Below are 22,837 nucleotides of genomic sequence, written 5' to 3'. Positions count from 1 at the left end.
CCGGATCTTCAGGTCGGGCGCTGTACAAGGGGCTGTCCGGCGGATCAGGGCGCAGGTATCGCCGGTTCCCGATCGGCCCCGGTGAGCGGGGCCTGGTGCGTCCAGCTGCAAGGAGGAGGAGGGCGGCGAGGCGGTGGGGGTCCCCCCGGCCGGAGGCTGGGGGAGTCGTCAACCGACGACAACGCCGCAGATGGGCGTGCCAGGCCCCGCGTCTGCGCCCGGATCCGCCGGACAGCCCCTAGGAGCCAGAGCATGCACGTCGGACAACTTCTCCAGCTCGAATCACTCGATCTGGCCCTGCTCTGGGGGGAGCCCCCGCTCCTCACCCGGGAGATCAGTGGTGTCACCGCCACCGATCTGGAGGACCCGGCACGCTTCCTCCAGCAGGGCGAGATCGTGCTGAGCGGGCTGGTCTGGTGGAGCCCCGACGCCGGCCCGGCCAAGACCGACCACTTCGTATCGGCGCTCCGCTCGGCCGGGGCGACGGCGCTCCTGGCGGGCGAGGAGACCCATGGCACCGTCCCCGGCGTGCTGATCGACTCCTGCCGCGAACACGGCGTTCCGCTGCTCTCGGTGCCCGCGCAGACCAGCTTCCGCGCCATCACCGAGGCGGTCTATCTGCGCCAGTGGGGCGACCTCAGCCGCCGCCCGGCGCACCACTACGCGCTGCCCGCCAACGTACGGACCGAGCTGTCCCGGCTGCTCGCGGACGGCGCGGGCCCCGACGAACTGCTCGACCGTGCCTTCGCCCATCTCGGGCGGCTGCCCTGCTACCTCCTGTCGGCCGGTGGCCGCACCCTCGGCCGCACGCCGTCCGCCCCCGAACTGCCCGCGCCGCGGGCCGCCGCGCTGCTCAGGGACACCGCGAGGGACACCACCCGGGTCGCCCTGCGGGTCGAGGCGGAATCGGGCCCCTATGACACCTGGTACCTCTACCTGCCCGACCCGGCGGAGGCCCCGCCGCGGGTGCTCCACGAGATCGCCGATGTGATGGCGCAGCACCGCCACACGCTCGACCGGCGCCGGGCCACGGAGCGGCGGGCCGGTGACGAACTGCTGGCTCTGGCCGACTCACCGGTGGCGGACCCGGCGGTCCTGGACTCCGCGCTGGCCGCCTGCGGTCTGCCGGCGCACGGCCACTACCGGGTGATCGCGGCCGCGCTGGGCGGTGACGGTGCGCAGCGGGCGGAGGGGGCGGATGCGCGGGCCGCTCTCACGGAGGCGCTGAGCCAGGTGGTGACCGGACCGTTCGCGGTGGGGGTGCGGCCCGGCGGGACCGCGGTGGCCGTCCTGCACACGGGACACGACGAGGACTCCGGGCGGCCCGCGCTCGACCAGGCGTGGTCACTGCTGCACGGCTGCTCCCCCGGGACACCGCTGCACGCCGGCATCAGCGACCGCACCCCGGGCCCCGGCGGCCTCAACTCGGCTCTGGGGCAGGCGCGTTACGCCCTGGCAGCGGCGGCCACCACGGCCTCGGAGGCCGACCGGGTCACCGCGGTGGACGACCTGACCTCACTGGACGCGCTGCTGGCCGGTGTCCCCACCGACGTACGGGCGGCCTTCAGCGTCAACACCCTGGGGCCCCTGTCCGACAGCTCCAGCGGTTCGCACCGTGTGCTCCTGGAGACGCTGGAGTCCTTCCTCGCCCACAACTGCTCCTGGACCCGTACGGCCGAGGCGCTGCATCTGCATGTCAACACGGTGCACTACCGCATCCAGCGCGTGGAGGCGCTGACCGGCCGGGGGCTCTCCAACCTGGACGACAAACTCGACCTGCACGCCGCGCTGAAGTGCCGCTGAGAGGCAGGACCGCGGGCTGCCGGGCCGCTACTGCCGGTCGATATGCACATTGGTCGACTTGACGCGCGCTGTCGCCGTCACCCCGACCACGATCCCCAGTTCGTCGACGGCCTCCCGGCTCACCAGGGAGACCAGCCGGTGCGGCCCGGACTGGATCTCGACCTGGGCGACCACGTCGTCGACGGTGACCCGGGTGACGATCCCGGCGAAGGAGTTCCGTACGGAGGTGTGGACCTCCCCCGGCACCGGATGCAGGCCCTGGGCCCGCCCCTTGGCGAAGGACGCGAGGCTCACCCCGTCGATGACACGGTTCCCCGCGCCGTCCCGGTCCATGGCGATCTGCCCCCCGTCGGCCCAGCGGCGGACGGTCTCAGGACTCACACCGAGCAGACCCGCTGCCTGGCCAATGCTGTACGAGGGCATTCCTGCACCCTAAAGCCACCCGTACGGCGGCGGCGTGCGGGCCCCGTGCGGCCCCGTGCGGCCTGCGCCGTACGCGTCAGGCGGATCCGCGGGCGAAGACCCCGCGCAGGGAGGCGGCGTAGCCCACGACTCCGGCGAGCAGAAGTCCGCAGACACCCTGTTCGATCTTCATCCACTCGGGGAAACCCCCGGGCAGCGCGATGATCACGACGATGACCGCGACCATCACGGACGAGATCACCGTCAGACGGCGCCAGGCACCACGTGCGCCCCGCGCGGCACGCACGGCGAACCGGTACAGCAGCACGGAGCTGGCCGCCACGATGGAGCCGCGTATCCACACGGCGGAGTTCACCGCGGCGTGGTCGTCGCGCAGCAGCACGACGGCCAGAAGGGTCAGGACGCTCAGGCCGAGATAGCCGCCGACCAGCAGTTTGATTCTGCGGAACGCCTCCCTGGTGCGGGGCTGTTCCAGGCTCCGGGAATTGACGGTGTTCATACTCGTCCTCCTTGAGGGCTCCCGTTCCGGTCAGCTGGTGCCCGCGGCCGGGATCATCCGGTCGATCAGCCACACCAGCTGTCCGGCCACCTCCGGGCCGTCCAGCTCGGAGTGGTTCATGAACTGCTCGGAGAGCGCGTCGATGGTCGCCCGCAGCAGTACCGCCGCCGTCCAGGTGTCGAACTCCCCGAACTCACCGGCCCGTTGGCCTGCCTCAAGCAGCTGCTGAGCGACGGCGACGAGACTGTCGTTGCCCTGGCTCGTGTAGCGGAGCGCACCGTCGTCGCCGCGCAGGTTCCGGCTGATCTCCAGCACGGCCCGCGCTTCCTTCTGGTGGGTCCAGGTGAAGTTCACGCAGGAGCGCACATAGGTCAGCACCCGCTCGCGCTCGGTGGAGGCGGCCGCCCGCTCCGCCCGCAGCGGTGGCACCGCGTCCGCGTACACCTGCTCCATCACGGCTTCCATCAGCTCGGACCGGGAGGTGAAGTGGTAGAGCACCACACTCTTCGACACCCCGGCCCGCCGGGCTACCTCCGCGATGGTGGTCGCCGCGTACCCCAGCTCGACGAGGCCGTCGATCGCGCAATCGACGAACTGGCGACGACGGGCGCGGTTCACGAAGGTGCCGTCGCCCTGACCATCCACACTCTTTTTCGACCGCATGGTCGAAAAGTAACACGTGCGGTCAGCCTATGCCATTGTTCCTGGTCAGGGGGACGCCCGAGGGGAGGCACGGGTCCGGGCGCGCGGAAGCGGCTGGACGCGGCACTCGGCGCGGTCGGCCGTGCCGACAAGGTCAACGCGGTCAACGCGGTCGACAGGGCCGGCAGGGTGGGCACGGTTGGCGCGACGGATGCGAGCGGTCAACAGGGTGGCCGCGCACCGCCGTTCAGCCCGTCAGCCGAGCTGCAGCACATGACTGTGCCGGCTGCCGAAGAAGACGAGCGGGACTCCGCCGTCATGTGCGCCGGACGAGGTGGCCGCCGATGCGACCCGCGCCACGAACAGCGTGTGGTCGTGGATCTGGATCTCCCGCGTCACCTCGCACTCGAAGCGGGCGAGGCTCCCTTCGAGCGTGGCCACATGGCTCCCCTCGACGAAGCGCGGTTCTATGTGTCCGTCGCGTGGTCCGCTGAAGTGGGAGGCGTACGCGCTCTGCCCGTGGCCGAGCACGCTCACCCCGTACCAGCCGCTCCCCGATATGAGGGAGTGCGTCTTCCCCTTCCGGAGCGAGACCATGACGGTCGGGGGATCGAGGCTGATCGACGTGAAGCTGTTGACGGTGGCGCCGCGCGTCTCCCCCTCGGGGTCATCCGCGGTCACCACGACGATTCCGGTCGCGAACAGCGCCACGGACTCGCGGTACAGCTCCATGGACGCCTCTGGCCTGGACGCTCGCATACGGACGCTCCTCTTCCTGGGGGATCGGCATCCAACGGGGGCTCCTGGCCCACCCCGTTGCAGGTTAGGTTAGCCTAACTTAAGCAGAAGGGCTTCGAGGTGTCGTACGCCGGTCCGGGCGTGCCCGCACCTGCCCGTGTATCGGCCTGTCGATCTGTCGACTCATCGACCTGGAGTGATGTATGACCGCTGGGACCGTCACCACCCGCCCCGTCCAGGCGCCGTTCCGCGTCTTCCCCGTCCATGTGGAACGGACCGTCCGGCTCACCCCGCAGATGGTGCGCGTCACCTTCGGGGGCCCCTCGCTCTCCGCCTTCCGCACCGGCCACCGCGACCAGCGCGGCAAGATCCTGCTCCCGGCCCCCGGCCAAGCCGAGCCGCTGCTCCCCGAAGGCACGACCGACAGCGGCTGGTACGCGGTCTGGCGGACGATGCCGCCGGAGACCCGGCCCGTGCTGCGTACGTACACCTTCCGCGCCCACCGCACCGATCCGGACGAGGTCGACATCGACTTCGCCCTGCACGGTGAGGGCAGCGGCCCCGCCTCACGGTGGGCGGCCGGCGCCCGCCCCGGTGACCGCGTCCTCGTCGTCGGCCCGGCCCGCGAGGACGCCGGCGGTGTGGACTTCCTGCCGCCGCCCGGTACGCGTTCGGTCGTGCTGGCGGGTGACGAGACGGCGCTACCCGCCATCGCCTCGATCCTCGAAGGGCTCCCCGCCGCGCTGCCCGTCCAGGTCTTCGCCGAAGTCTCGGGGCCTGCCGAGGAGTTGGAGCTTCCCGGCACCGCACAGGTCACCTGGGTGCACCACGGCCAGAGCCCGTCACCCCTGCTCGACGCCTTCCGGGACGCCGAACTGCCGGTCGCCTCGCCGTACTTCTGGATCGCCGGAGAGGCTTCGGTCAGCAGGGAGCTGAGGCGCCATCTGGTCGGGGAGCGCGGGGTCGAGCGCGGTTCGGTGTGCTTCAAGGGGTACTGGCGACGGGGGTTGACCGAGGACCAGGAGGAGAGCACCGCCGCCGCACCGCAGGACGGCACGGACGACTGAGCCGGTCCGGCGGTCCCGCTCACGGCGGGGACCCGACCGGCCTCCGGCCCGGGTCCCCGGCGTCATCCCCCACCGGACGAACGGCTCTGGGGCCTGTCGTCGGAGTGCCGTGCGGCAGGCGGCACTCGACGGCAGGCCCCAGAGCCGTGTCCGTGAAGTCGCGAGCCGGACACGGCTTCGCGGGACACGGCCTAGCCGCGCGCCCCCGACCACGCGGCCCACAGCGCCGCGTATCCCCCGCCGGCCGCGACGAGTTCGTCATGGGTGCCGTGTTCCACGATGCGGCCCTGTGCCAGGACCAGGACGCGGTCGGCGCGTACCGCCTGGGTGAGCCGGTGGGCCACCACCAGCGCGGTGCGGCCCTCAAGGGCGCGCTCCGCCGCCGCCTCCAGCACCCGTGAACCGGCGCTGCCCGCCTCGGCGGTGGCTTCGTCCAGGACCGCGATCGGCGGATCCGCGAGCACGAGCCGGGCGAGCGCCAGCTGCTGCGCCTGTACGGGGGTGAGGCGCAGGCCGCCCTGGCCGATCCGGGTGGCGAGGCCCTCCGGCAGCGCCTGCGCCCAGTCCAGCGCGTCCACCGTCTCCAGCGCTGCGAGCAGTTCGGACTCCCCGGCATCGGGCCGGGCCAGCCGGAGGTCGTCGGCGAGCGAGCCCGCGAAGACATGCGTCTCCTGGTTCACCAGGGCCACCGTGCGGCGCAGCAGCGGGGCGGACATCTCGTCCAGCGGCACGCCGCCGAGCAGCACCCGGCCCTCGGTGGGCCGGTGGACCCCGGCCGCGAGCCGGGCCAGGGTGCTCTTGCCCGCACCCGTCGTGCCGACCACCGCGACCCGCTCCCCGGCGGCGAGCCGCACATCGGCCCCCATGAGCACCTGGTGGCCGGGGACATAGGAGTGGCCCACCCCGCGCAGCTCGACGGTGGCGCCCGCGGTCCCGGCGGCGCCCGGCTCCTCGGTGAAGGGTTCGGTCAGCTGGGCCAGGCCCATGACGCGGGTGGCGGCGGCTCCGGCGGACTGCACCTCGTCGAAGGAGGACAGCAGCCCGTTGACCGGGTCGAAGAGCCGGTGGAAGTAGAGGGCGGCGGCGCTCGCCGTACCGATGCCGACATGGTCCGTACGGACCAGGACATAGCCGACGACGAGCAAGGCGCTCAGCCCGGTCCACTCCGCGACGTTGAGCCGGCCGAAGAAGCGGGTGCCGATCCGGGTGGAGCGCAGCGCGAGGTCCCGGGTGACCCGTGAGCTGTCGGCGGCGGCGGCCAGCCGGCCCGGCACCAGCCGGAAGGCGCGCACGGTGTGGGCGCCGTCGACCGATTCCAGGACGGTCTGCGCCAGCTCCCCCTGGGCGATCCGTTCGGCGCGCCGCACCGGGCGCGAGGTGCGCATCAGCCAGCGCACGGCGTACGCCTGGAGGGGCACCGCGAGCAGCGCGGCCAGCGCGAACCGCCAGTCGAGCAGCAGCAGGGCGACCAGGGTGAGCCCGATCTCCAGTACGGCGCCGATCAGTTGGGGCACCAGACTGCGTACGGCCTCCGCCAGCAGGGCCGTGTCGTTGCTGACCCGGGAGACCAGGTCGCCCATGCTGGAGCGCTCCAGACGCTCCAGGGGTACGGCGAGCGCCCTGCCGAGTGCGCTCTCCCGGATGTCGGCGAGCATCTCCTCACCGCTCCGCGCGACCAGGGCGTCCCCCCAGCCGCTGAAGACGGCCTGTGCCAGGCAGGCGACGGCCACGATGACCACGGGCGCGGTGACGGCGGACACGGTGTGCCCGCCCTCGGCCACCAGGTCGACGACGCGGCCGAGCGCCCGGGGGATCACCAGCCCGCCGACGACCCCGGCGACGATGAGGGCCAGCGCTGCGACCGGGCGGGCGGGCCTGGCGCGGATCCGCGCCAGCAGGTCGGCGCGGACGGCGGCGGCGGTCGCGGTCGGCAGGAGTTCCCGCCGGTGCGTTCCTTCGCCGTCGACGCGTTCGGTCTTGGGCGCGGTCATGCCATCACCGCCGCGTGGTAGGAGGGCTGTGCGGACGTCAGTTCGTGGTGCGTGCCGGTCGCTCCCACCGCGCCGTCGGTCAGCAGGACGACCCGGTCGCAGCTCTGGAGCAGGATCGGGCTGGTGGTCACGAGAAGCGTGATGCCGTCGGTGCGCACTCCGCGCAGCCCGGCCGCGATCTTCGCCTCGGTCGCCGCGTCCACCGCCGTGGTCGGCTCGTGCAGGACGAGCACGGGTGCTCCGGACGCCAACGCCCTTGCGAGGGCGACGCGTTGGCGCTGGCCGCCGGAGAGTGACCGGCCGCGTTCGCCGATTCTGCTCTCGGCGCCCTGCGGGAGGGAGCGGACGACTTCGTCGGCGTCGGCGGCGGCCATCGCGGCGGCCACCCTTTCGGCACCGGCGGCGGCCCTTTCCGCATCGGCGGTCCTTTCGGCGCCGGCCCCCCTTTCGGTGCCGGTGGCGGCCATCCCTCCGGCGTCGGCGGCGACCGCGACGTTCTCGGCCACCGTGGCGTCGAAGAGATCCGAGTCGTGGTCGGCGACCAGCAGCATCCGCCGGGCGGCGTCGAGTTCCAGTCCGTCCAGCGGCACCCCGCCCAGCGCGACGCCGCCGTCCTCGGGGAGCGTGCGCAGGGCGAGTACGTCGAGCAGCGCGGCGGCGACCGCCGGATCGGGCGCCACGATGCCGAGCGTGGTGCCGGACTCGATCCGCAGGTCCAGCTTGCGCAGCGGCCCGTTGCGTACACCGGTGAGCTCCAGTGCCCCGGCCGGGAGCGGATGGCCGGGCAGGTTGCCGCCGGTCACCGCGTACGGTTCGGCCAGCAGCTTCGCCATCCGGCCTGCCGAGCCCCGGGCGCGCGCCCGCAGGCTCATCGCCCCGCCGAAGCGGCTGCTGGGGCCGATCAGGAACTGGGCGAGGCCCACCGATGCGACGAACTCCCCCACCGAGATGGTGCCTTCGACCGCGAGCCGGGCACCGACCAGGGCCACCAGGGCGAGGAACAACCCGTTGAGCAGCAGCGTCACCGCGTCGTACCCGGCGCTCCAGCGCGCGGCCCGCACGGTCGCGGCGAGCGCGCTCCGGCTGGCCGTGCGGTAGCGCCGCTGCGCGGCGGGCTCCACACCGAGCCCCTTGATGATGCGCAGCCCGCGTATCAGGTCGGCTGCGGTTCCGGTGGCCCTGGCCACCTGCGCCTGCTCGGCGCTGCCCCGGGCGCTGAGCGGTTTGGCGAGCAGCCGCGTGGCGGCGAGGAGGGGGACGAGCCCGATCAGCACCAGGAGGCCGAGCGTGACGGAGGTGAGCAGCAGGGCGACGGCGCCGAAGGCGAGGGCCGCGACGGCGCCCGAGCCGATGACCCAGGCACGGTTGCCCAGGCCGATACGGAGGCTGTCCGATGTGGCGGTGCTCAGCAGCGAGCCCGAGTTGCGTGCGCCGTTGGCGAAGCCCCGGGGGTCGAGGATGCGGGCGACCGCGACCACCCGCAGATCGTGAGCGGCGCCCTGGCTGCCCTGCCGGTTCCACCGGCCGCCCAGCCGCATGGCGGTGGTGAGTACGGCGAACAGGACGGCGAGCAGCCCGATCCAGAGGGCCAGGTCGTCCGGTCCGCCGTGGCGCACAGCGTGGTCGACGACGGCGCCGATGAGGACCGGCACGGCCGCTTCGCACATCTGGTGGACGGCGGTGAAGACCGCGGCACCGACGATCCAGCGGCGCCTGCGGAGGAACGCCCAGCGCAGGACGCCCTGTTCGGTGGGTTCGGGTCCTGGTACGGGTACGGAGTCGTCCCCGGCGCCCGGATGCGCCCGCGTCCCCGCGGTGGTCACGCTCTCCGGTTCAGCCTCGGCCGTGCGGGCCACCATAGGTCTCCCCAAACTTCCTTGTCGTCGTCGCTGTGTGGGCGTAGCTGTGTGGTTGTACCTGCGCTGTCGTGCCTGCGTCGCCGTGGGTCCGCGTCGTACCCGCGTCGCCGTACCGCTGGGTGCGGGCCCGCACCCGGCGGTCGCTCAGCGGCCCCTGCGGTACTGGCGGGCCAGCAGAAAGATCAGATAGAGGCCGCCCACCGCGCCGGTGGCCACGCCCACCGGAAGCTCCGCGGGGAGCGCACGCTGCGCCGCCAGATCGCTGACCGGCATGATCAGGGCCCCCATGGCGGCGGCGGGCCCGATGCCCACACCGGGCGCCCGGGTCAGCCGCCGGGCCAGCTGGGGCGCGGCCAGCGCGACGAAGGCGACAGGCCCGGCCGACGCGGTCGCCACCGCCACCAGGGCCACGGCGGTGACCATCAGCGTCAGCCGGGTGCGTTCCACCGGGAGGCCGAGGGCGCGGGCGCTGTCGTCGCCCATTTCGAGCAGGCTGCCCCCGCGGTTGAGCAGCAGGAGAAGCGGCAGCAGTACGGCCATGGCCACCGCGAGCGGCACCACCTGGCTCCAGCTCCGGCTGTTGAGGCTGCCGGTCAGCCACACCTGGGCGGTCAGCGCGTCGTTGAGCGACGCCCGGGTCAGCATCCACTGGTTGAACGCGGTCAGCATGCCGGTGACCCCGATGCCCACCAGGATCAGCCGGAAGCCCTGGACCGAACGGCGCCGGAAAGCCAGTAGATAGACGGCCGCCGCGGTCAGCAGACCGCCGGCCACCGCGCTCGCCGACACCTCGGTGGGCGAACCGTGCACGATCACCAGGCAGACGACGGCGCCGGTGGCGGAGCCCGTACCGAAGCCGATGACGTCCGGACTGCCCAGCGGGTTACGGGTGATGCTCTGGAAGACCGCACCGGCGGCGCCGAGCGCGCAGCCCACCAGGACCCCGGTCAGCAGCCGCGGCAGGCGCAGCCCGTCGACCACGAACCGGGTGGCGTGGTCCCCGCCGCCGACGAGGGCCCGCACCACGTCGGCGACCGGGATGCTGTAGTCCCCGGTGGCCAGGGTGTAGAGGGCGACGGCGACCATCAGCGCCAGCAGCACCGCGCACACGGCCACACTGCGGATCCGTACGCGTACGGCCAGCAGGCCGCCGATGCGTACGACGCGCAGGTGCACCGCGGGGGCGGGGGCCGGGGCGCCGGTCTCCCGGCGGGTGAGCACGGAGGTCACAGCTGCGCGATCCTTCCGCTGCGGGCCAGGGCGATGAAGACGGGGGCGCCCAGGAAGGCGGTGACGATGCCCACTTCGAGCTCGCCGGGCCGGGTGACGATCCGGCCGACGATGTCGGAGCCGATCAGCAGGATGGGGGCGACGAGCATCGAACAGGGCAGTACGAAGCGCTGGTCGGGGCCGGTGAGGAAGCGGGCCAGATGCGGTACGGCGAGTCCGATGAAGCCGATCGGGCCGACAGCGGCGGTGGCCGCCCCGCAGAGCAGTGTGACGGCGACGGCGCCGAGGAGCCGGGTGCGGCCCACATGGGCCCCGAGCGCGCGGCCGGTGTCCTCGCCGAGTGCGACGGCGTTGAGCGAGCGGCCGAGCCCGAGCGCCAGGAGCGCCCCCACCGCGATGAAGGGCAGCACCTGCCACATCACCGTGCTGCTGCGTCCGACGACGGAGCCCACGTTCCAGTACCGGAACTGGTCGAACGCGTCGGGTTTGAGCAGCAGGACGGCGCTGGTGAAGGCGGTCAGCGCCGCGGTCACCGCCGTGCCGGCCAGCGCGAGCCGTACGGGGGTGGCGCCGGACCGTCCGGCCGAGCCGAGCAGGTAGACGGCGACGGAGACCACGGCGGCCCCGCCGAACGCGAACCAGATGTAGGCCCACGTACTCTGCAGCCCGAGGAAGCCGATCCCGACGGCGACCGCGGCCGACGCACCGGAGTTGACGCCAAGGAGCCCGGGGTCGGCCAGCGGGTTGCGGGTCAGGGCCTGCATCAGCGCGCCGGCCAGACCCAGTGCCACGCCGACCACCAGCCCCAGTTCGGTTCTCGGCAGCCGCTGCTGGCGGACCACCAGCTGGTCGTCGCTGCCGTCGAAGTGGAACAGGGCGTCGAACACGGTGTGCCAGGCGATGGACTTGGCGCCGACCACCAGGCTGAGCCCCACGACGAGAGCCAGCAGGACGAGACCGGTCAGCAGTCCCGCCGTGCGGCCGGCGGTGGAGTGCCGCCGGCGGTCGCGCCGGGCGGTGGTCCGGGGCGGTGCCGGAGATATCTGGGGTGCAACGGACGAGGACACAAGAGGTGAGGTTAGCCTAACCTTCTCACCACCAGCAATGCACGGTGCCGCCTTGCGCCGTCATGCCGCCGAGCCCCTGCGCGACCGGCGGCTCCGAGAAGGGATCCCGACCATGAACAGCCCTACACGCCCGTCGCGGTCGCACCGCGCCCTGCTGGGCGCCTGCTGCCTGCTGACCGCCGCCGCGACCCTGACCGCGTGCGGGGGCTCGTCGTCCGGCAGCGACTCGGACCACGCGGACAGCAAGGCAGCCAAGAGCGACGCGGGCTCCTTCCCCGTCAGCATCACGAGCAAGTTCGGCACGGCGAAGATCACCAAGGCCCCCAAGCGGGTCGTCGCGCTGGGCTGGAGCGACCAGGACGCGCTGCTCGCGCTCGGCGTGAAGCCGGTCGCGATCGTCAAGACCGAGGACAGCTTCAAGAACGGCGTCGGCCCCTGGGCCGAGAAGGCACTGGGCAGTTCCCGCCCCGAGGTGCTGAACACCACGGACGGTTACTCCGTCGAGAAGATCGCCGCCCTCCACCCCGACCTGATCGTCGGGGTCCAGTCCGGACTGACCAGCGCGGACTACTCCAAGCTCTCCCAGATCGCGCCCACGGTCGCCTACCCGAAGAACCGGCAGGCGTACGGCACCCCCTGGGAGGAGCAGACCGACCTGATCGGCAAGGCGGTCGGGCGCGAGAAGGAGGCGAAGGCGGCCGTCGCGAATGTGAAGTCCGGGCTGCAGAAGGACGCGAAGACCTACCCGCAGCTCAAGGGCAAGAGCTTCCTGTACGCCTTCCCGCAGCCCGCCAACGGGCGGATGGTGCTGTACAAGGACGAGCGGACGAAGGTGCTCCAGCAGGTCGGCCTCACCCTGGACCCGGTGGTCGACAAGGGGACGAAGATGAACAGCTTCGCCAACTCGCTGAGCACCGAGCACATCGACGAGCTGAAGTCCGACGCCCTGGTCATCTGGTACAACACCGCCAAGGACCGTACGCAGCTGGAGTCGAGCGCCGCGTTCAAGAAGCTGCCCGCGGTCCGGAAGGGCGCCTATGTGCCGCTCGACCGGACGATGTCCCAGGCCACCAGCGCGCCCAGCGTGCTGAGCATCCCGTGGTCGATGCAGAAGCTGCTGCCGCCGCTGGCCAAGTCCCTGGGCTGACCCGCCCGCGCCACCACGGCACACCGGAGCCGCATGCCCGCCGGAACGGGGGCCGGGCATGCGGTCCTTCGGCATGCCCGCGGCCGGAGGCGGTCCGAGCTGCCGACACGACGGGCCACTTGACGTGAAACCCGACTAAGGCAAGGCTTACCTAAGCAAGTCGCCGACTGCTGGACCCTGGCATGCCGCAGCACAGTCATGCCCGCGGGCCACCTCCCCGTCCCGCGTGGGGTCCGGACGCCGGCTGTGCCCGACCGTCCCTTCCCGCCCGCTCCCGTCCGCCTGTTCCCGTCCGCTTGGAGGACCGTCATGACACTTGACCACTCGGAGATACTCGCCAGCCTGGATCCCGAGGACTCCAACAGCATCGTCAAGGCGTTCGCCGCCAACACCGCCTTCCGCGCCGCCGAGTGGGAGGAGCTGACGACCGAGGACAATCCCTACCGGCGGCCCGTCAGGCCCGACGACCTGGCCTGGCTCGACTACAGCAAGCCGATGCCGGCCGCCAAGGCGCTCAAGCTCAGCGCCCTCCTCGGCCACCGGATGCTGCGCAATGTCTACGACAGCGGACTGCTCTATCTGCCGCCCACCGCGGGGAAGGCGCCCCAGACCGACGGCGCCGCCTTCTACAGCGACCGCAACCGGATGCTCGGCGCCCTCGCGGCCCCCGTACTCGAACAGCATCTGTTCACCCTGCTCGACGGCGAGCGCAAGCCGCTCGGCGGCAGCGACCCCGCCCATCTGAAGCGCGAGGTGCGCGAGTACTACCAGCAGCGGACGGCGGAGCCCGGCAGAGCGTTCACCACGGCGCTGGCCACCAAGGACCGCAAGGCTTCGGCCACCTTTGTGATGCTGCAGCTCAGCGCCTTCCTGCCGGCCGCGCGCTCCTCCGTGGGCCGGGCCGCGCTCGGTGAGTACGACGCGACGCACCCGGGAGCCCGCACCTTCCTCCTCGACGACTACCGCTCCTGGGCCGGGCTGCACGAGACGTACCGCACCCTGCTCGGCGGGGCCGGCCTCAAGCCCACGGCGGCCGCCTACTGGCAGCTCTACCTCGGCACCTCGCTCGCGCGCGGCAACCATCTGCACCGGCTCTCGCACAACCGCGAGCTGTACCCCGAGTTCCTCGGCGCCCTGCTGCACCACAAGATCGAAGAGGCCGCCGACGGGCCGCGCTTCGCGGAGGTCTTCGAGGACGGACTCGGGCTGCGCAGCGTCCTGTTCGACGCTCTCGGCGCCGTACGCGAGACCGACCTCGACCCGCTGGTCGACCGGCTGCTGCTGCCGCTCCTCAGCGTCTACGGGGACGAAGCCGTGGACCGCTTCCACCGGGGATTCGCCGACGCCCGCTGGTTCTCGCAGCTGTGGGACGAGGACCTCGCGGAGCAGCTGGCCTGGGCCGACAGCATCGAGCTGCACCAGGAGAAGGCGGAGCGGCTGAACAAGCACATCGAGGACAACAACATCACCGTGGACCTCGACACCTTCGTGGAGAGCAACGAGGAGACCTCCACCACCCATGTGCACAACGAGCACCGGCTGGTGATGGTCGAGCGCGGCCAGATGCACTTCTGGAACAACACGACGCACAAGCTGGAGTTCAACGAGGGCGACAAGGTCCTCATCCCGGTGTCCCGGCTGCACGGCTCGACCGTGCTCTCCGGCGAGTGCACCTACCACCAGCCGATCATCCCGGAAGAGATGTACCAGCAGTTCTGACCCTCACCCGCCGGCCGGGCGCCCGCCGATTCACGGCGCCCGGCCGGTGCGGCGCGCGGCAACACCCCTTCGTACGCCGCCCGTTCGAGTCAGCGCGGTCGCCGGACCGAGCGTGTCACGGCCCTTCCCGGGATGGAGTCCCAGCAGTGCCCACCCCTTCTGACAGCAACGGCATGTCCGCAGGCCCGACGGCCGAAGCGGAGATCGCCGCCTGCACCATCGGGAGTACGCCCCAGTGGGGCCTTCCGGTGGCGCGGGATCTGATAACGACCCTGCTCAGCGCCGAGAATCCGTTCCCCTGCACGTTCGCCGTGGCCGCCGCGAAGAAACGCGCCCTGCGGTACGGCTTCGTGGAGAGCCCACACGACGACGGGACCTGGGGGCCGCTCGTCGACATCCTCAGCAGCTATCTGGAGTGCTACCAGGAACTCGGCAAGGACACCTCCCTGGTGGTCTTCTTCCGCCCCGACGAACACGCCCTGAGCCTGGACGAGTACTTCCAGCGGTTCTGGTCGGTGCTGCAGTTCCTGCACGAGAAGGACCCGGAGCCGTGGCCGGGCGGCGTGCCCACCGATCCGGAGGAACTCATGTGGGAGTTCAGCTTCGGCGGCACCGAGATCTTCGTCGTCTGCAACACCCCCGGCCATGTCACCCGGCACAGCCGCAACAGCCAGGGCTTCATGATCACCTTCCAGCCGCGCTGGGTGTTCGAGGGCCTGGAGGCCGACTCCCCGCGCGGTGCCAAGGCGCGGAAGGTGATCCGCAACCGGATCCGGCGCTTCGACGGGATGGAGCCCGCCCCCGAACTCGGCAACTACGGCGAGGAGGGCAACCTGGAGTGGCGGCAGTACTTCCTCCCGGACACCCCCGAGGGCACCGTGCCCGTCTGCCCATTCCGGGCCGGCCGGGAGCACCGGACAGAGCTGGCGACCGACGACGAGATCCCGGAGCAGAGCCGATGAACACCACAGGACCCGGCAGCGGCACGACTCCCCGTGACGGCACAGACGGCACGGGCGGCACGGGCGGCGCGGCTGACGCGTACACCGCCGTGGTCAACGACGAGGGCCAGTACGCCCTGTGGCCGGCCTGGCGCCCGCTGCCCGGCGGCTGGCACGGCACAGGCGTACGGGGCGACCGCGAGGAGTGCCTGGCGTACATCGAGCGCGAGTGGACCGATATGCGCCCCCGCAGCCTGCGCGGCGAGCCGCCCCGGCCCGCCTGAACCAGCGGCAGAACCAGTCCGCCCCCTCCCCCGACCACAGAACGGATACCGCCCGCCATGACCGACCTCGCCGATGGGCAGCCGCTGACGGGCGCCCAGTCGGGCATCTGGTACGCCCAGCAGCGCGACCCGCTGAGCCCGGCGTACAACTGCGCCGAATACGTCGAGCTGACCGGCCCGCTGGACGTGGAGCGCTTCGCCGAGGCGCTGCACCGGACGGTCACCGGGATCCCGGCGCTGTGGATCCGCTACGCCGAGCGGGGCGCGGATGCGGAGCCGGTCGCCGTACAGCGGGAACCGGACGGGGCGGGCACCGGCACGGCGCTGCACCAGGTCGATATGACGGGGCATCAAGATCCCTTCGAGGGAGCCCTGGAGTGGATGCGGGCGGATCTGCGCCGGCCGGTGGACCTCGCGGCAGGACCGCTGGTGCGCAACGCGCTGATCCGTATCGGACCCGAGCACCACCTCTGGTACTTCATGTGCCATCACATCGCCCTGGACGGCTATGGATTCGCCTTGGCCGAGAGCCGGGTCGCCGAGCTGTACAACGCCTCGGTACGGGGCGACGGGGGACCTGACGAACCGTTTGCCGGGGTCGGGGCGCTGCTCCGCGAAGAGGCGGAGTACCGCGCGTCGGACCGCTTCGGACGCGACCGTGCCCACTGGCAGGACCTGCTGGCGGGCGCGGCCGAGCCCGCCGCTCTCGCCGCCGGGACGGCTCCGCCGTCCGCCGGATTCCTGCGGGCACGCTCCGCGCAGCCGGAGGCGGTGCGGAGCACCGTGGAGCGGGCCGTCGGTGAACTGGGCAGCAGCAGGCCGGAGTTCCAGCTCGCGGCCGTCGCCGCCTATCTGCACCGGGTCACAGGACGCTCCGACATCGTGCTGGGGCTGCCGTTCGCCGGGCGCCTCGGATCGGCCGCGGCGCGTATCCCCACGACGACGGTCAACGTGCTGCCGCTGGTACTCGACCTGAGCCCCGCGACGACCCCGGCCGAGCTGGCCGCTCAGGTGCGCACCAGGCTCCGGGCGCTCCGCAGGCACGCCGGATACCGCGGTGAGGACATCCGCCGCGACCTGCGGCTCCCGGCCACCGGGCGCCGGCTCACCGGCCCCCTGGTGAACGTCGGGATGGCCACCCCCGACCTGCGTTTCGACGGCCGTCCGGCGCCGGTCCACTTCCTCTCCGCGGGCCCGGTGGACGGCCTGACCCTCACCTTCCGCGACGACCCGCGGGGCGGGGGCGCCGATCTCACCCTCGACGGCAACCCGGCGCTCTACGACGGCGAGGAGATCGCGGCACACCACCGCCGTCTGCTCACCTTCCTGGAGTCCTTCGCGGCCGACCCGCACGCCCCCATCGGGCTGCTCGACACCGTGGCCGCGGATGAGCGGCAGGACATACCCGAACTGGCCCCGGCAGAGGCGGAGTACGGTCCTGACGGCTCGGGGGACACCCTGCACGGGCTGATCGGCCGACAGGCCCGCACCCGCCCCGACGCGGTCGCCGTGGTGCACGGCGCCACCCGGCTCACCTACCGTGAGCTGGACGAGGACGCCAACCGGCTGGCCCGGGAGCTCGTCGGGCGGGGCATCGGCCGGGGCGACCTGGTCGCCCTCGCGCTGCCCCGGTCGGCGCGGCTGGTGACCGCGGTCCTGGCCGTACTCAAGGCGGGTGCCGGCTATCTGCCCCTCGACCCGCACCAGCCCGCCGCACGCACCGCCGCCGTACTGCGCTCGGCCCGCCCGGCCCTGCTGGTCACCGGGGGCGGCGGGGACGACGGTGCCACCGCCCCCGGCACGGCGGACACGGACCGGCCGGACACGGAGGGGCCGGGGCCGGACCAGCTGCGCACGGACGGGCTCGCGGACCGGCTGCACACGGACCGGCTCTACGCGGACCGGCTGGACCTGGACGCCCCCGCCGTGCGCGAAGCCCTCGCGGCCCACCCGGTCACGGCGCCGGACATCGCCGGGGCAAGCGGGCACGACTGTGCGTACGTCATCCACACCTCGGGCTCCACCGGCGAGCCGAAGGGTGTGGTGATCCCGCACCGCAACGTCGTACGGCTGCTCACCACCACCGACCGCTGGTTCGGCTTCGGGCCCGACGACGTCTGGACGCTGTTCCACAGCTACGCCTTCGACTTCTCCGTCTGGGAGCTCTTCGGCGCGCTCACCACCGGAGGCCGCCTGGTCGTCGTACCGCACACCGTCAGCCGGGCACCGGCCGAGTTCCTGCGGCTCCTGGTGGACGAGCGGGTCACCGTGCTCAACCAGACGCCCACCGCCTTCGAGCAGCTGTCCGCCGCCGACCGTCAGGAACCTTCGGCCGGAGCTGAACTGAGGCTGCGTCATATCATTCTGGGCGGAGAACCGCTGCGGCCCGCCGTGCTCGGCGACTGGTATCTGCGGCACCCCGAGGGGGCGCCGCGGATCATCAATATGTACGGCATCACCGAGACCACCGTGCACGTCACCCACCGGGCACTCGGCCCGGCCGACGCGGAGCCGGACGCCTCCGGGCTCATCGGCGTCCCCCTGCCGGATCTGCGTGTCCGGCTGCTCGACTCCGCGCTCTGCCCGGTGCCGCCAGGCGCGGTCGGCGAGCTGTACGTCGCGGGCCCCGGTCTTGCCGACGGCTACCTCGGGCGGCCCGGACTGACCGCCGAACGCTTCCTGCCCGACCCCTACGGGCCGCCGGGATCACGGATGTACCGCAGCGGCGACCTGGCCCGCCGCGACGGACAGGGGCTGCTCGACCACCGGGGCCGCGCCGACGACCAGGTCAAGCTCCGCGGCTTCCGGATCGAGCCGGGAGAGATCGAGGCGGCCCTGCTCACCCACCCCGGCACCGCCCAGGCGGCCGTGGTCGTCCGCGAGGACACCGGTGTCGGCCGCCGGCTGGTCGCCTACGCCGTGCCGCACCCCGGCGAGGCGCCGGACCCCGTCGCGCTGCGCACCCACGCCGCCGGACTGCTGCCCGAGCACATGGTGCCCGGCGCCGTGGTGGTGCTCGACGCCCTGCCGCTGACCGCCAACGGCAAACTGGACCGCGCCGCACTGCCCGCCCCCGGTTCGCTCTCCGGCAGCCGGGCGGGCCGCCCGCCCGCCGACGTCCGCGAGCAGGTGCTCTGCGAGCTCTTCGCCGCTCTGCTGGACGCCGAACAGGTCGGCCCCGACGACGACTTCTTCGCGCTGGGCGGGCACTCACTCCTTGCGACCCGGCTGGTCGGCCGGGTCCGGGACGCGCTGGACGCCGGTATCGGCGTACGCGATCTGTTCGAGGCGCCCACCCCGGCCCGGCTGGCCGCCCGTCTCGACACCTCGGCACCGGCCCGGCCCCGGCTGGCCCCGACGGCCAGGCCGGAGCGGGTCCCGCTGTCGTACGCCCAGCGCAGGCTGTGGTTCCTGCACCGGATGGAGGGGCCGAGCCCCACGTACAACATCCCGCTGGCGATGCGGCTGACCGGGCCGCTGGACGTGGCCGCGCTCCGTGCGGCGGTGACGGATCTGGTGGACCGGCACGAGAGTCTGCGGACGGTCTTCCCGCCGGACGACGGCGACCCGTGCCAAGTCGTCCTGCCCGCCGGGAGCGCCACCGTCGAATGGGACGTGACCGAGACCGGCCCGGAGGGCCTGACGGCTGCGCTCACGTCGGCGGCCCGCTTCGCCTTCGACCTGACCAGCCATCTCCCGCTGCGGGCAAGGCTGCTGACGGCGGGTCCTGAGGACCACGTACTCCTCCTGCTGCTGCACCACTCGGCCGGTGACGACTGGTCCCTGGCACCGCTGGCCGACGATCTCGCCGCGGCCTACACCGCCCGCCGCGAGGGCGGCGCCCCGCAGCGCGCACCGCTGCCCGTGCAGTACGCCGACTACGCCCTGTGGCAGCACGAACTGCTGGCCGAGGACGGCGATGTGACGGCCGACCAGCTCGCCTTCTGGACCGAGCGGCTGGCCGGCCTCCCGGACCAGCTCGACCTGCCGACCGACCGCACCCGCCCCGCCGTCGCGAGCCACCGCGGCGGGACGGTCCCGGTGACGATCGACGCGGAGCTGCACCGCTCCGTCCGGGCCCTGGCACAGCGCTGCGGGGCGACGGTCTTCATGACGCTCCAGGCCGGTCTGGCCGCCCTGCTCACCCGGCTCGGCGCGGGCACCGACATCCCGCTGGGCAGCCCGGTGGCCGGCCGCACGGACCGGGCCCTGGAGGACCTGGTCGGATTCTTCGCCAACACCCTGGTGCTGCGCACCGACACCTCGGGCGACCCGGGCTTCGCCGAGCTGCTGGCGCGGGTGCGCGCCGTCGACCTCGCCGCCTTCGACCACCAGGACGTCCCCTTCGAGCGGCTGGTCGAGGAGGTACGCCCGGCCCGCTCCCCCGCCCGGCACCCCCTGTTCCAGGTGATGCTCTCCTACGGTGCGGGGCGCCCCGATCCGAGGCTCCCCGGGCTCACCGCCCGGCCGGTCCGCGTACACAACGGGTCCGCCAAGTTCGACCTCACCCTCTCGCTGAGCGACACCCCGGGCGGCGACGGCATCGAGGGGTTCCTGGAGTACGCCGTCGACCTGTTCGACGAGGAGACCGCACGGGGGCTCACCGAGCGGCTGCTGCGGCTGCTGCGGCAGGCGGTCGCCGAGCCCGGACTGCCGCTCAGCAGGCTGGAGATACTCTCCGGGGACGAACGGGACCTGATGGTCCGGCAGTGGAACGACACCGCCGCCCCGGTCGACCCCCGCAGCTTCCCCGCGATGTTCGAGGAGCAGGCCCGCAGCCACCCGGAGCGCGAGGCGCTGGTCGCGGGCGGCCACCGGCTCACCTACCGGGAGACGGACGCGCTGGCCAACCGGCTGGCGCACCGGCTGCGCGAGCTGGGCGTGGGCCCGGAGCGCACGGTGGGCATCCATCTGCCGCGCAGCGCCGAGATGGTGGTGGGGCTGCTCGCCGTACAGAAGGCCGGTGGCGCCTTCGTGCCGCTGGAGCCCTCGTGGCCCGCCCAGCGGATCGGCACCATCATCGAGAACGCCCGCCCGGCCGCCGTCCTCACCACCGCCGGGGCCGCGGACGAGCTGCCCGGGTCGGTGCCCGCCGTCGAACTCGACCTGGCGGGCGACTGGTTCGCCGACCAGCCCGAGCACAGCCCGGACGTGCCCATCGACCCGGAGAACCTGGCGTACGTCATCTACACGTCGGGCTCCACGGGCACCCCCAAGGGCGCCATGATCCGCCACCGTGCCATCAGCAACCGGCTGCCCTGGCAGATCGGGCTGCTCGGTCTCACCCCGGACGATCCGGTGCTCCACAAGGCCCCGCTGACCTTTGACATCTCGGTCAACGAGATCTTTCTGCCGCTGGCGGCCGGTGCGACCCTGGTGGTCGCCGACGCCGGGCGCGAGGGCGATGTGGCGCATCTGCTCGAACTGATCGAGCGGGAGCGGATCGCCTTCGTCTACATCGTCTCCTCGGTCCTCGACATCATGCTGGAGCGCGCCGACATCGCGGAGGCGGGCGCCTCGCTCAAGCACGTCTGGTGCGGTGGCGAGGTGCTCACGCCCGAGCTGTTCCGGCGCTTCCGGGACCGGCTGGGCGACGCGACGATGTACCACGGGTACGGTCCGGCCGAGACCACGATCGGGGTGACCTGCCAGGTCTACCGCGGCGACGCGGAGCAGGGCATCACCATCGGCAGGCCGAACCCCAACACCACGGTGTACGTGCTCGATCCGGCGATGAACCCGGTCCCGGTGGGGGTGCCGGGCGAGCTGTATCTGGGCGGTGTCCCGCTGGGCCGCGGCTACCTCGGCGATCCCCGCCGCACCGCCGCCGCCTTCGTGCCCGACCTCTTCTCGGGCGAGCCGGGGGCCCGGCTGTACCGCAGCGGCGACCTGGCCAGGTTCCGTGCGGACGGGAACATCGAGTTCCTGGGCCGGGTGGACAACCAGGTCAAGATCCGCGGGGTGCGGGTGGAGCTGGAGGAGATCGAGTCGGTGCTCAGCCGGCATCCGGGGGTGCGGCAGGCCGTCGTCCTGGTCCGCGACGGCGGGCCCGGCGGCGCCCAGCTGGCCGCCTGGTGCACTCCGGACCCGGCGGGCCCGCACGCCGAGGGCGAGGAGTTGCTGGAGTGGCTGCGTACGGCCCTGCCCGAGTACATGGTGCCGCGGCACTGCCGGGTCGTGCCCGCCTTCCCCCTGATGACATCCGGCAAGGTGGACCGCAAGGCGCTCGCCGCATCCGCCGACGAGACGGCGGACACCGGCCCGGACGCGGCTCCGTACACCGAGCCCACCGGTGACACCGAACGGCTGGTGGCGGAGGTCTGGGCGCAGGCCCTGGGCCTGCCGAGGGTCGGCGCGCACGACAACTTCTTCGACCTGGGCGGCCACTCCCTGCTGCTGGCCCGGGTGCAGACGGCGCTGCGCGCCCGCCTCGGCTGGGACGTACCGGTCCTGGACCTCTTCACCCGCCCGACCGTCTCCGCGCTCGCCGGATATCTGGACGACCGCGACGGCCTGGCACCCCCGTCCGCCTCCAGCGCGGGCAGCCGGCAGGCGCTCGGCGTCCTGCTGCCGCTGCGGACCAGCGGCGACCTGCCGCCGCTGTTCTGCCTGCATCCGGCGTCCGGGCTGAGCTGGCCCTTCGCCGGGCTGCGCCAGCACATCGACATCAGGCGCCCGCTGTACGGCATCCAGAGCAGGGCGCTCACCGGGGAGCGGCCCGCGGCGGGATCGCTCGCGGAGATGGCGGCGGAGTACGTCGAGCACATCCGGGAGGTCCAGCCGCACGGCCCGTACCACCTGGTGGGCTGGTCGTTCGGCGGCGTCGTCGCCCACACGATGGCCACCCTGCTGCGCCGGGAGGGGGAGCAGGTCGCCCTGCTGGGGATGCTCGACTCGTATCCGCGCTACCCCTGGGAGAAGCTGGCCGACGACCATGAGCAGCAGGCCCTGCGCTCACTGCTGTACATGTCGCACTACGACCTGTCGCAGCTGGACGACGCACCGCTGGACCGGGAGCGCGTGATGGCGGTCATCGCCGAACGCGGCGGGATACTCTCCGAGCTGGCCGCGCCCTCGATCCAGGGGGTGATGGACACGTTCGTGTCGTCGGCGGTCCTCCAACAGGGCGTGGAACACGAGGTGTTCGACGGTGATCTGCTGTTCTTCACGGCCACTGTCGACCAGGTCGACACGGCGCTGACGCACCGGGACTGGAAGCCGTACGTGGCGGGCACGATCGAGAACCACAACGTCACCTGCCGCCACAAGGACATGACCCGCAACGGCCCCCTCGCGGAGATCGGCCGTCACCTCGACCGCCGGCTGCGCGACCTGCCCTGAGCCGGGCGGCGGTCGCCGGTCCCGTACCGCCGCCCCACCCCCGTACCGGCCGCCGGAACCACCGGCTGCCGGTACGGGGCGTGTCC

General features: G+C 72.7%; 15 protein-coding genes. 7 read left to right on the top strand and 8 right to left on the bottom strand.

Features of this window, described 5'->3' with window-relative positions; all coding sequences use genetic code 11:
• Positions 1–252 precede the first annotated feature (252 nt).
• Positions 253–1,803, top strand: coding sequence for a PucR family transcriptional regulator (locus tag ACWGKJ_RS05760; RefSeq protein WP_385025691.1), 1,551 nt, complete (start codon positions 253–255; stop codon positions 1,801–1,803).
• Positions 1,804–1,830: 27 nt separating this feature from the next.
• Here the strand turns inward: ACWGKJ_RS05760 and ACWGKJ_RS05755 are convergent, their stop codons facing one another.
• From ACWGKJ_RS05755 to ACWGKJ_RS05740, 4 genes are all read right to left on the bottom strand, one after another.
• Positions 1,831–2,226, bottom strand: coding sequence for a TOBE domain-containing protein (locus ACWGKJ_RS05755; RefSeq protein WP_385025694.1), 396 nt, complete (start codon positions 2,224–2,226; stop codon positions 1,831–1,833).
• 76 nt (positions 2,227–2,302) lie between these two features.
• Positions 2,303–2,725, bottom strand: coding sequence for a hypothetical protein (locus tag ACWGKJ_RS05750; protein ID WP_385025697.1), 423 nt, complete (start codon positions 2,723–2,725; stop codon positions 2,303–2,305).
• Positions 2,726–2,755: 30 nt separating this feature from the next.
• Positions 2,756–3,388 carry a TetR/AcrR family transcriptional regulator gene (locus tag ACWGKJ_RS05745; protein ID WP_385025700.1) on the bottom strand — a complete coding sequence of 211 codons (633 nt, stop codon included), beginning with the start codon at positions 3,386–3,388 and terminating at the stop codon, positions 2,756–2,758.
• 234 nt (positions 3,389–3,622) lie between these two features.
• Positions 3,623–4,126 (bottom strand): flavin reductase family protein, encoded by a 504-nt coding sequence (locus ACWGKJ_RS05740; RefSeq protein ID WP_385025703.1) that lies wholly within the window; start codon positions 4,124–4,126, stop codon positions 3,623–3,625.
• 182 nt (positions 4,127–4,308) lie between these two features.
• On the opposite strand from ACWGKJ_RS05740, the gene ACWGKJ_RS05735 reads away from it, so the two are divergent.
• Positions 4,309–5,172, top strand: coding sequence for a siderophore-interacting protein (locus ACWGKJ_RS05735; RefSeq protein WP_385025706.1), 864 nt, complete (start codon positions 4,309–4,311; stop codon positions 5,170–5,172).
• Between the two features lie 191 nt (positions 5,173–5,363).
• Here the strand turns inward: ACWGKJ_RS05735 and ACWGKJ_RS05730 are convergent, their stop codons facing one another.
• The 4 genes from ACWGKJ_RS05730 to ACWGKJ_RS05715 all read right to left on the bottom strand — a co-directional run bounded on the left by ACWGKJ_RS05730 (position 5,364) and on the right by ACWGKJ_RS05715 (position 11,319).
• Entirely contained in the window at positions 5,364–7,163 is a 1,800-nt protein-coding gene (locus tag ACWGKJ_RS05730; protein ID WP_385024535.1) for an ABC transporter ATP-binding protein, read from the bottom strand.
• Entirely contained in the window at positions 7,160–9,022 is a 1,863-nt protein-coding gene (locus tag ACWGKJ_RS05725) for an ABC transporter transmembrane domain-containing protein (RefSeq protein ID WP_385024537.1), read from the bottom strand. Before ACWGKJ_RS05725 ends, ACWGKJ_RS05730 begins: the two co-directional genes overlap by 4 nt.
• A 144-nt stretch (positions 9,023–9,166) precedes the next feature.
• Positions 9,167–10,252, bottom strand: coding sequence for a FecCD family ABC transporter permease (locus ACWGKJ_RS05720; RefSeq protein ID WP_385024539.1), 1,086 nt, complete (start codon positions 10,250–10,252; stop codon positions 9,167–9,169).
• Positions 10,249–11,319 (bottom strand): FecCD family ABC transporter permease, encoded by a 1,071-nt coding sequence (locus ACWGKJ_RS05715; RefSeq protein ID WP_385024541.1) that lies wholly within the window; start codon positions 11,317–11,319, stop codon positions 10,249–10,251. The genes ACWGKJ_RS05720 and ACWGKJ_RS05715 overlap by 4 nt, the downstream gene beginning before the upstream one ends.
• A gap of 112 nt (positions 11,320–11,431) precedes the next feature.
• Here ACWGKJ_RS05715 and ACWGKJ_RS05710 point away from each other — a divergent pair, with 112 nt between their 5' ends.
• From ACWGKJ_RS05710 to ACWGKJ_RS05690, 5 genes are all read left to right on the top strand, one after another.
• A complete protein-coding gene (locus tag ACWGKJ_RS05710; protein WP_385024543.1) occupies positions 11,432–12,466 on the top strand; it encodes an iron-siderophore ABC transporter substrate-binding protein in 1,035 nt (344 codons plus the stop codon).
• A 309-nt stretch (positions 12,467–12,775) separates the two neighbouring features.
• Positions 12,776–14,185 carry a cupin domain-containing protein gene (locus tag ACWGKJ_RS05705; protein ID WP_385024545.1) on the top strand — a complete coding sequence of 470 codons (1,410 nt, stop codon included), beginning with the start codon at positions 12,776–12,778 and terminating at the stop codon, positions 14,183–14,185.
• A gap of 146 nt (positions 14,186–14,331) precedes the next feature.
• On the top strand, positions 14,332–15,147 hold the full coding sequence (locus ACWGKJ_RS05700; RefSeq protein ID WP_385024547.1) for a YqcI/YcgG family protein: 816 nt from the start codon (positions 14,332–14,334) through the stop codon (positions 15,145–15,147).
• Positions 15,144–15,410, top strand: coding sequence for an MbtH family protein (locus tag ACWGKJ_RS05695; protein ID WP_385024549.1), 267 nt, complete (start codon positions 15,144–15,146; stop codon positions 15,408–15,410). Before ACWGKJ_RS05700 ends, ACWGKJ_RS05695 begins: the two co-directional genes overlap by 4 nt.
• A 57-nt stretch (positions 15,411–15,467) precedes the next feature.
• Positions 15,468–22,751 (top strand): amino acid adenylation domain-containing protein, encoded by a 7,284-nt coding sequence (locus tag ACWGKJ_RS05690; protein WP_385024551.1) that lies wholly within the window; start codon positions 15,468–15,470, stop codon positions 22,749–22,751.
• Positions 22,752–22,837: the final 86 nt, after the last annotated feature.

The sequence above is a fragment of the Streptomyces sp. NPDC054757 genome (assembly GCF_053612185.1).
The sequence above is the reverse complement of the archived record's forward strand: the minus strand, read 5'-3'. Positions and strand labels throughout refer to the sequence as shown.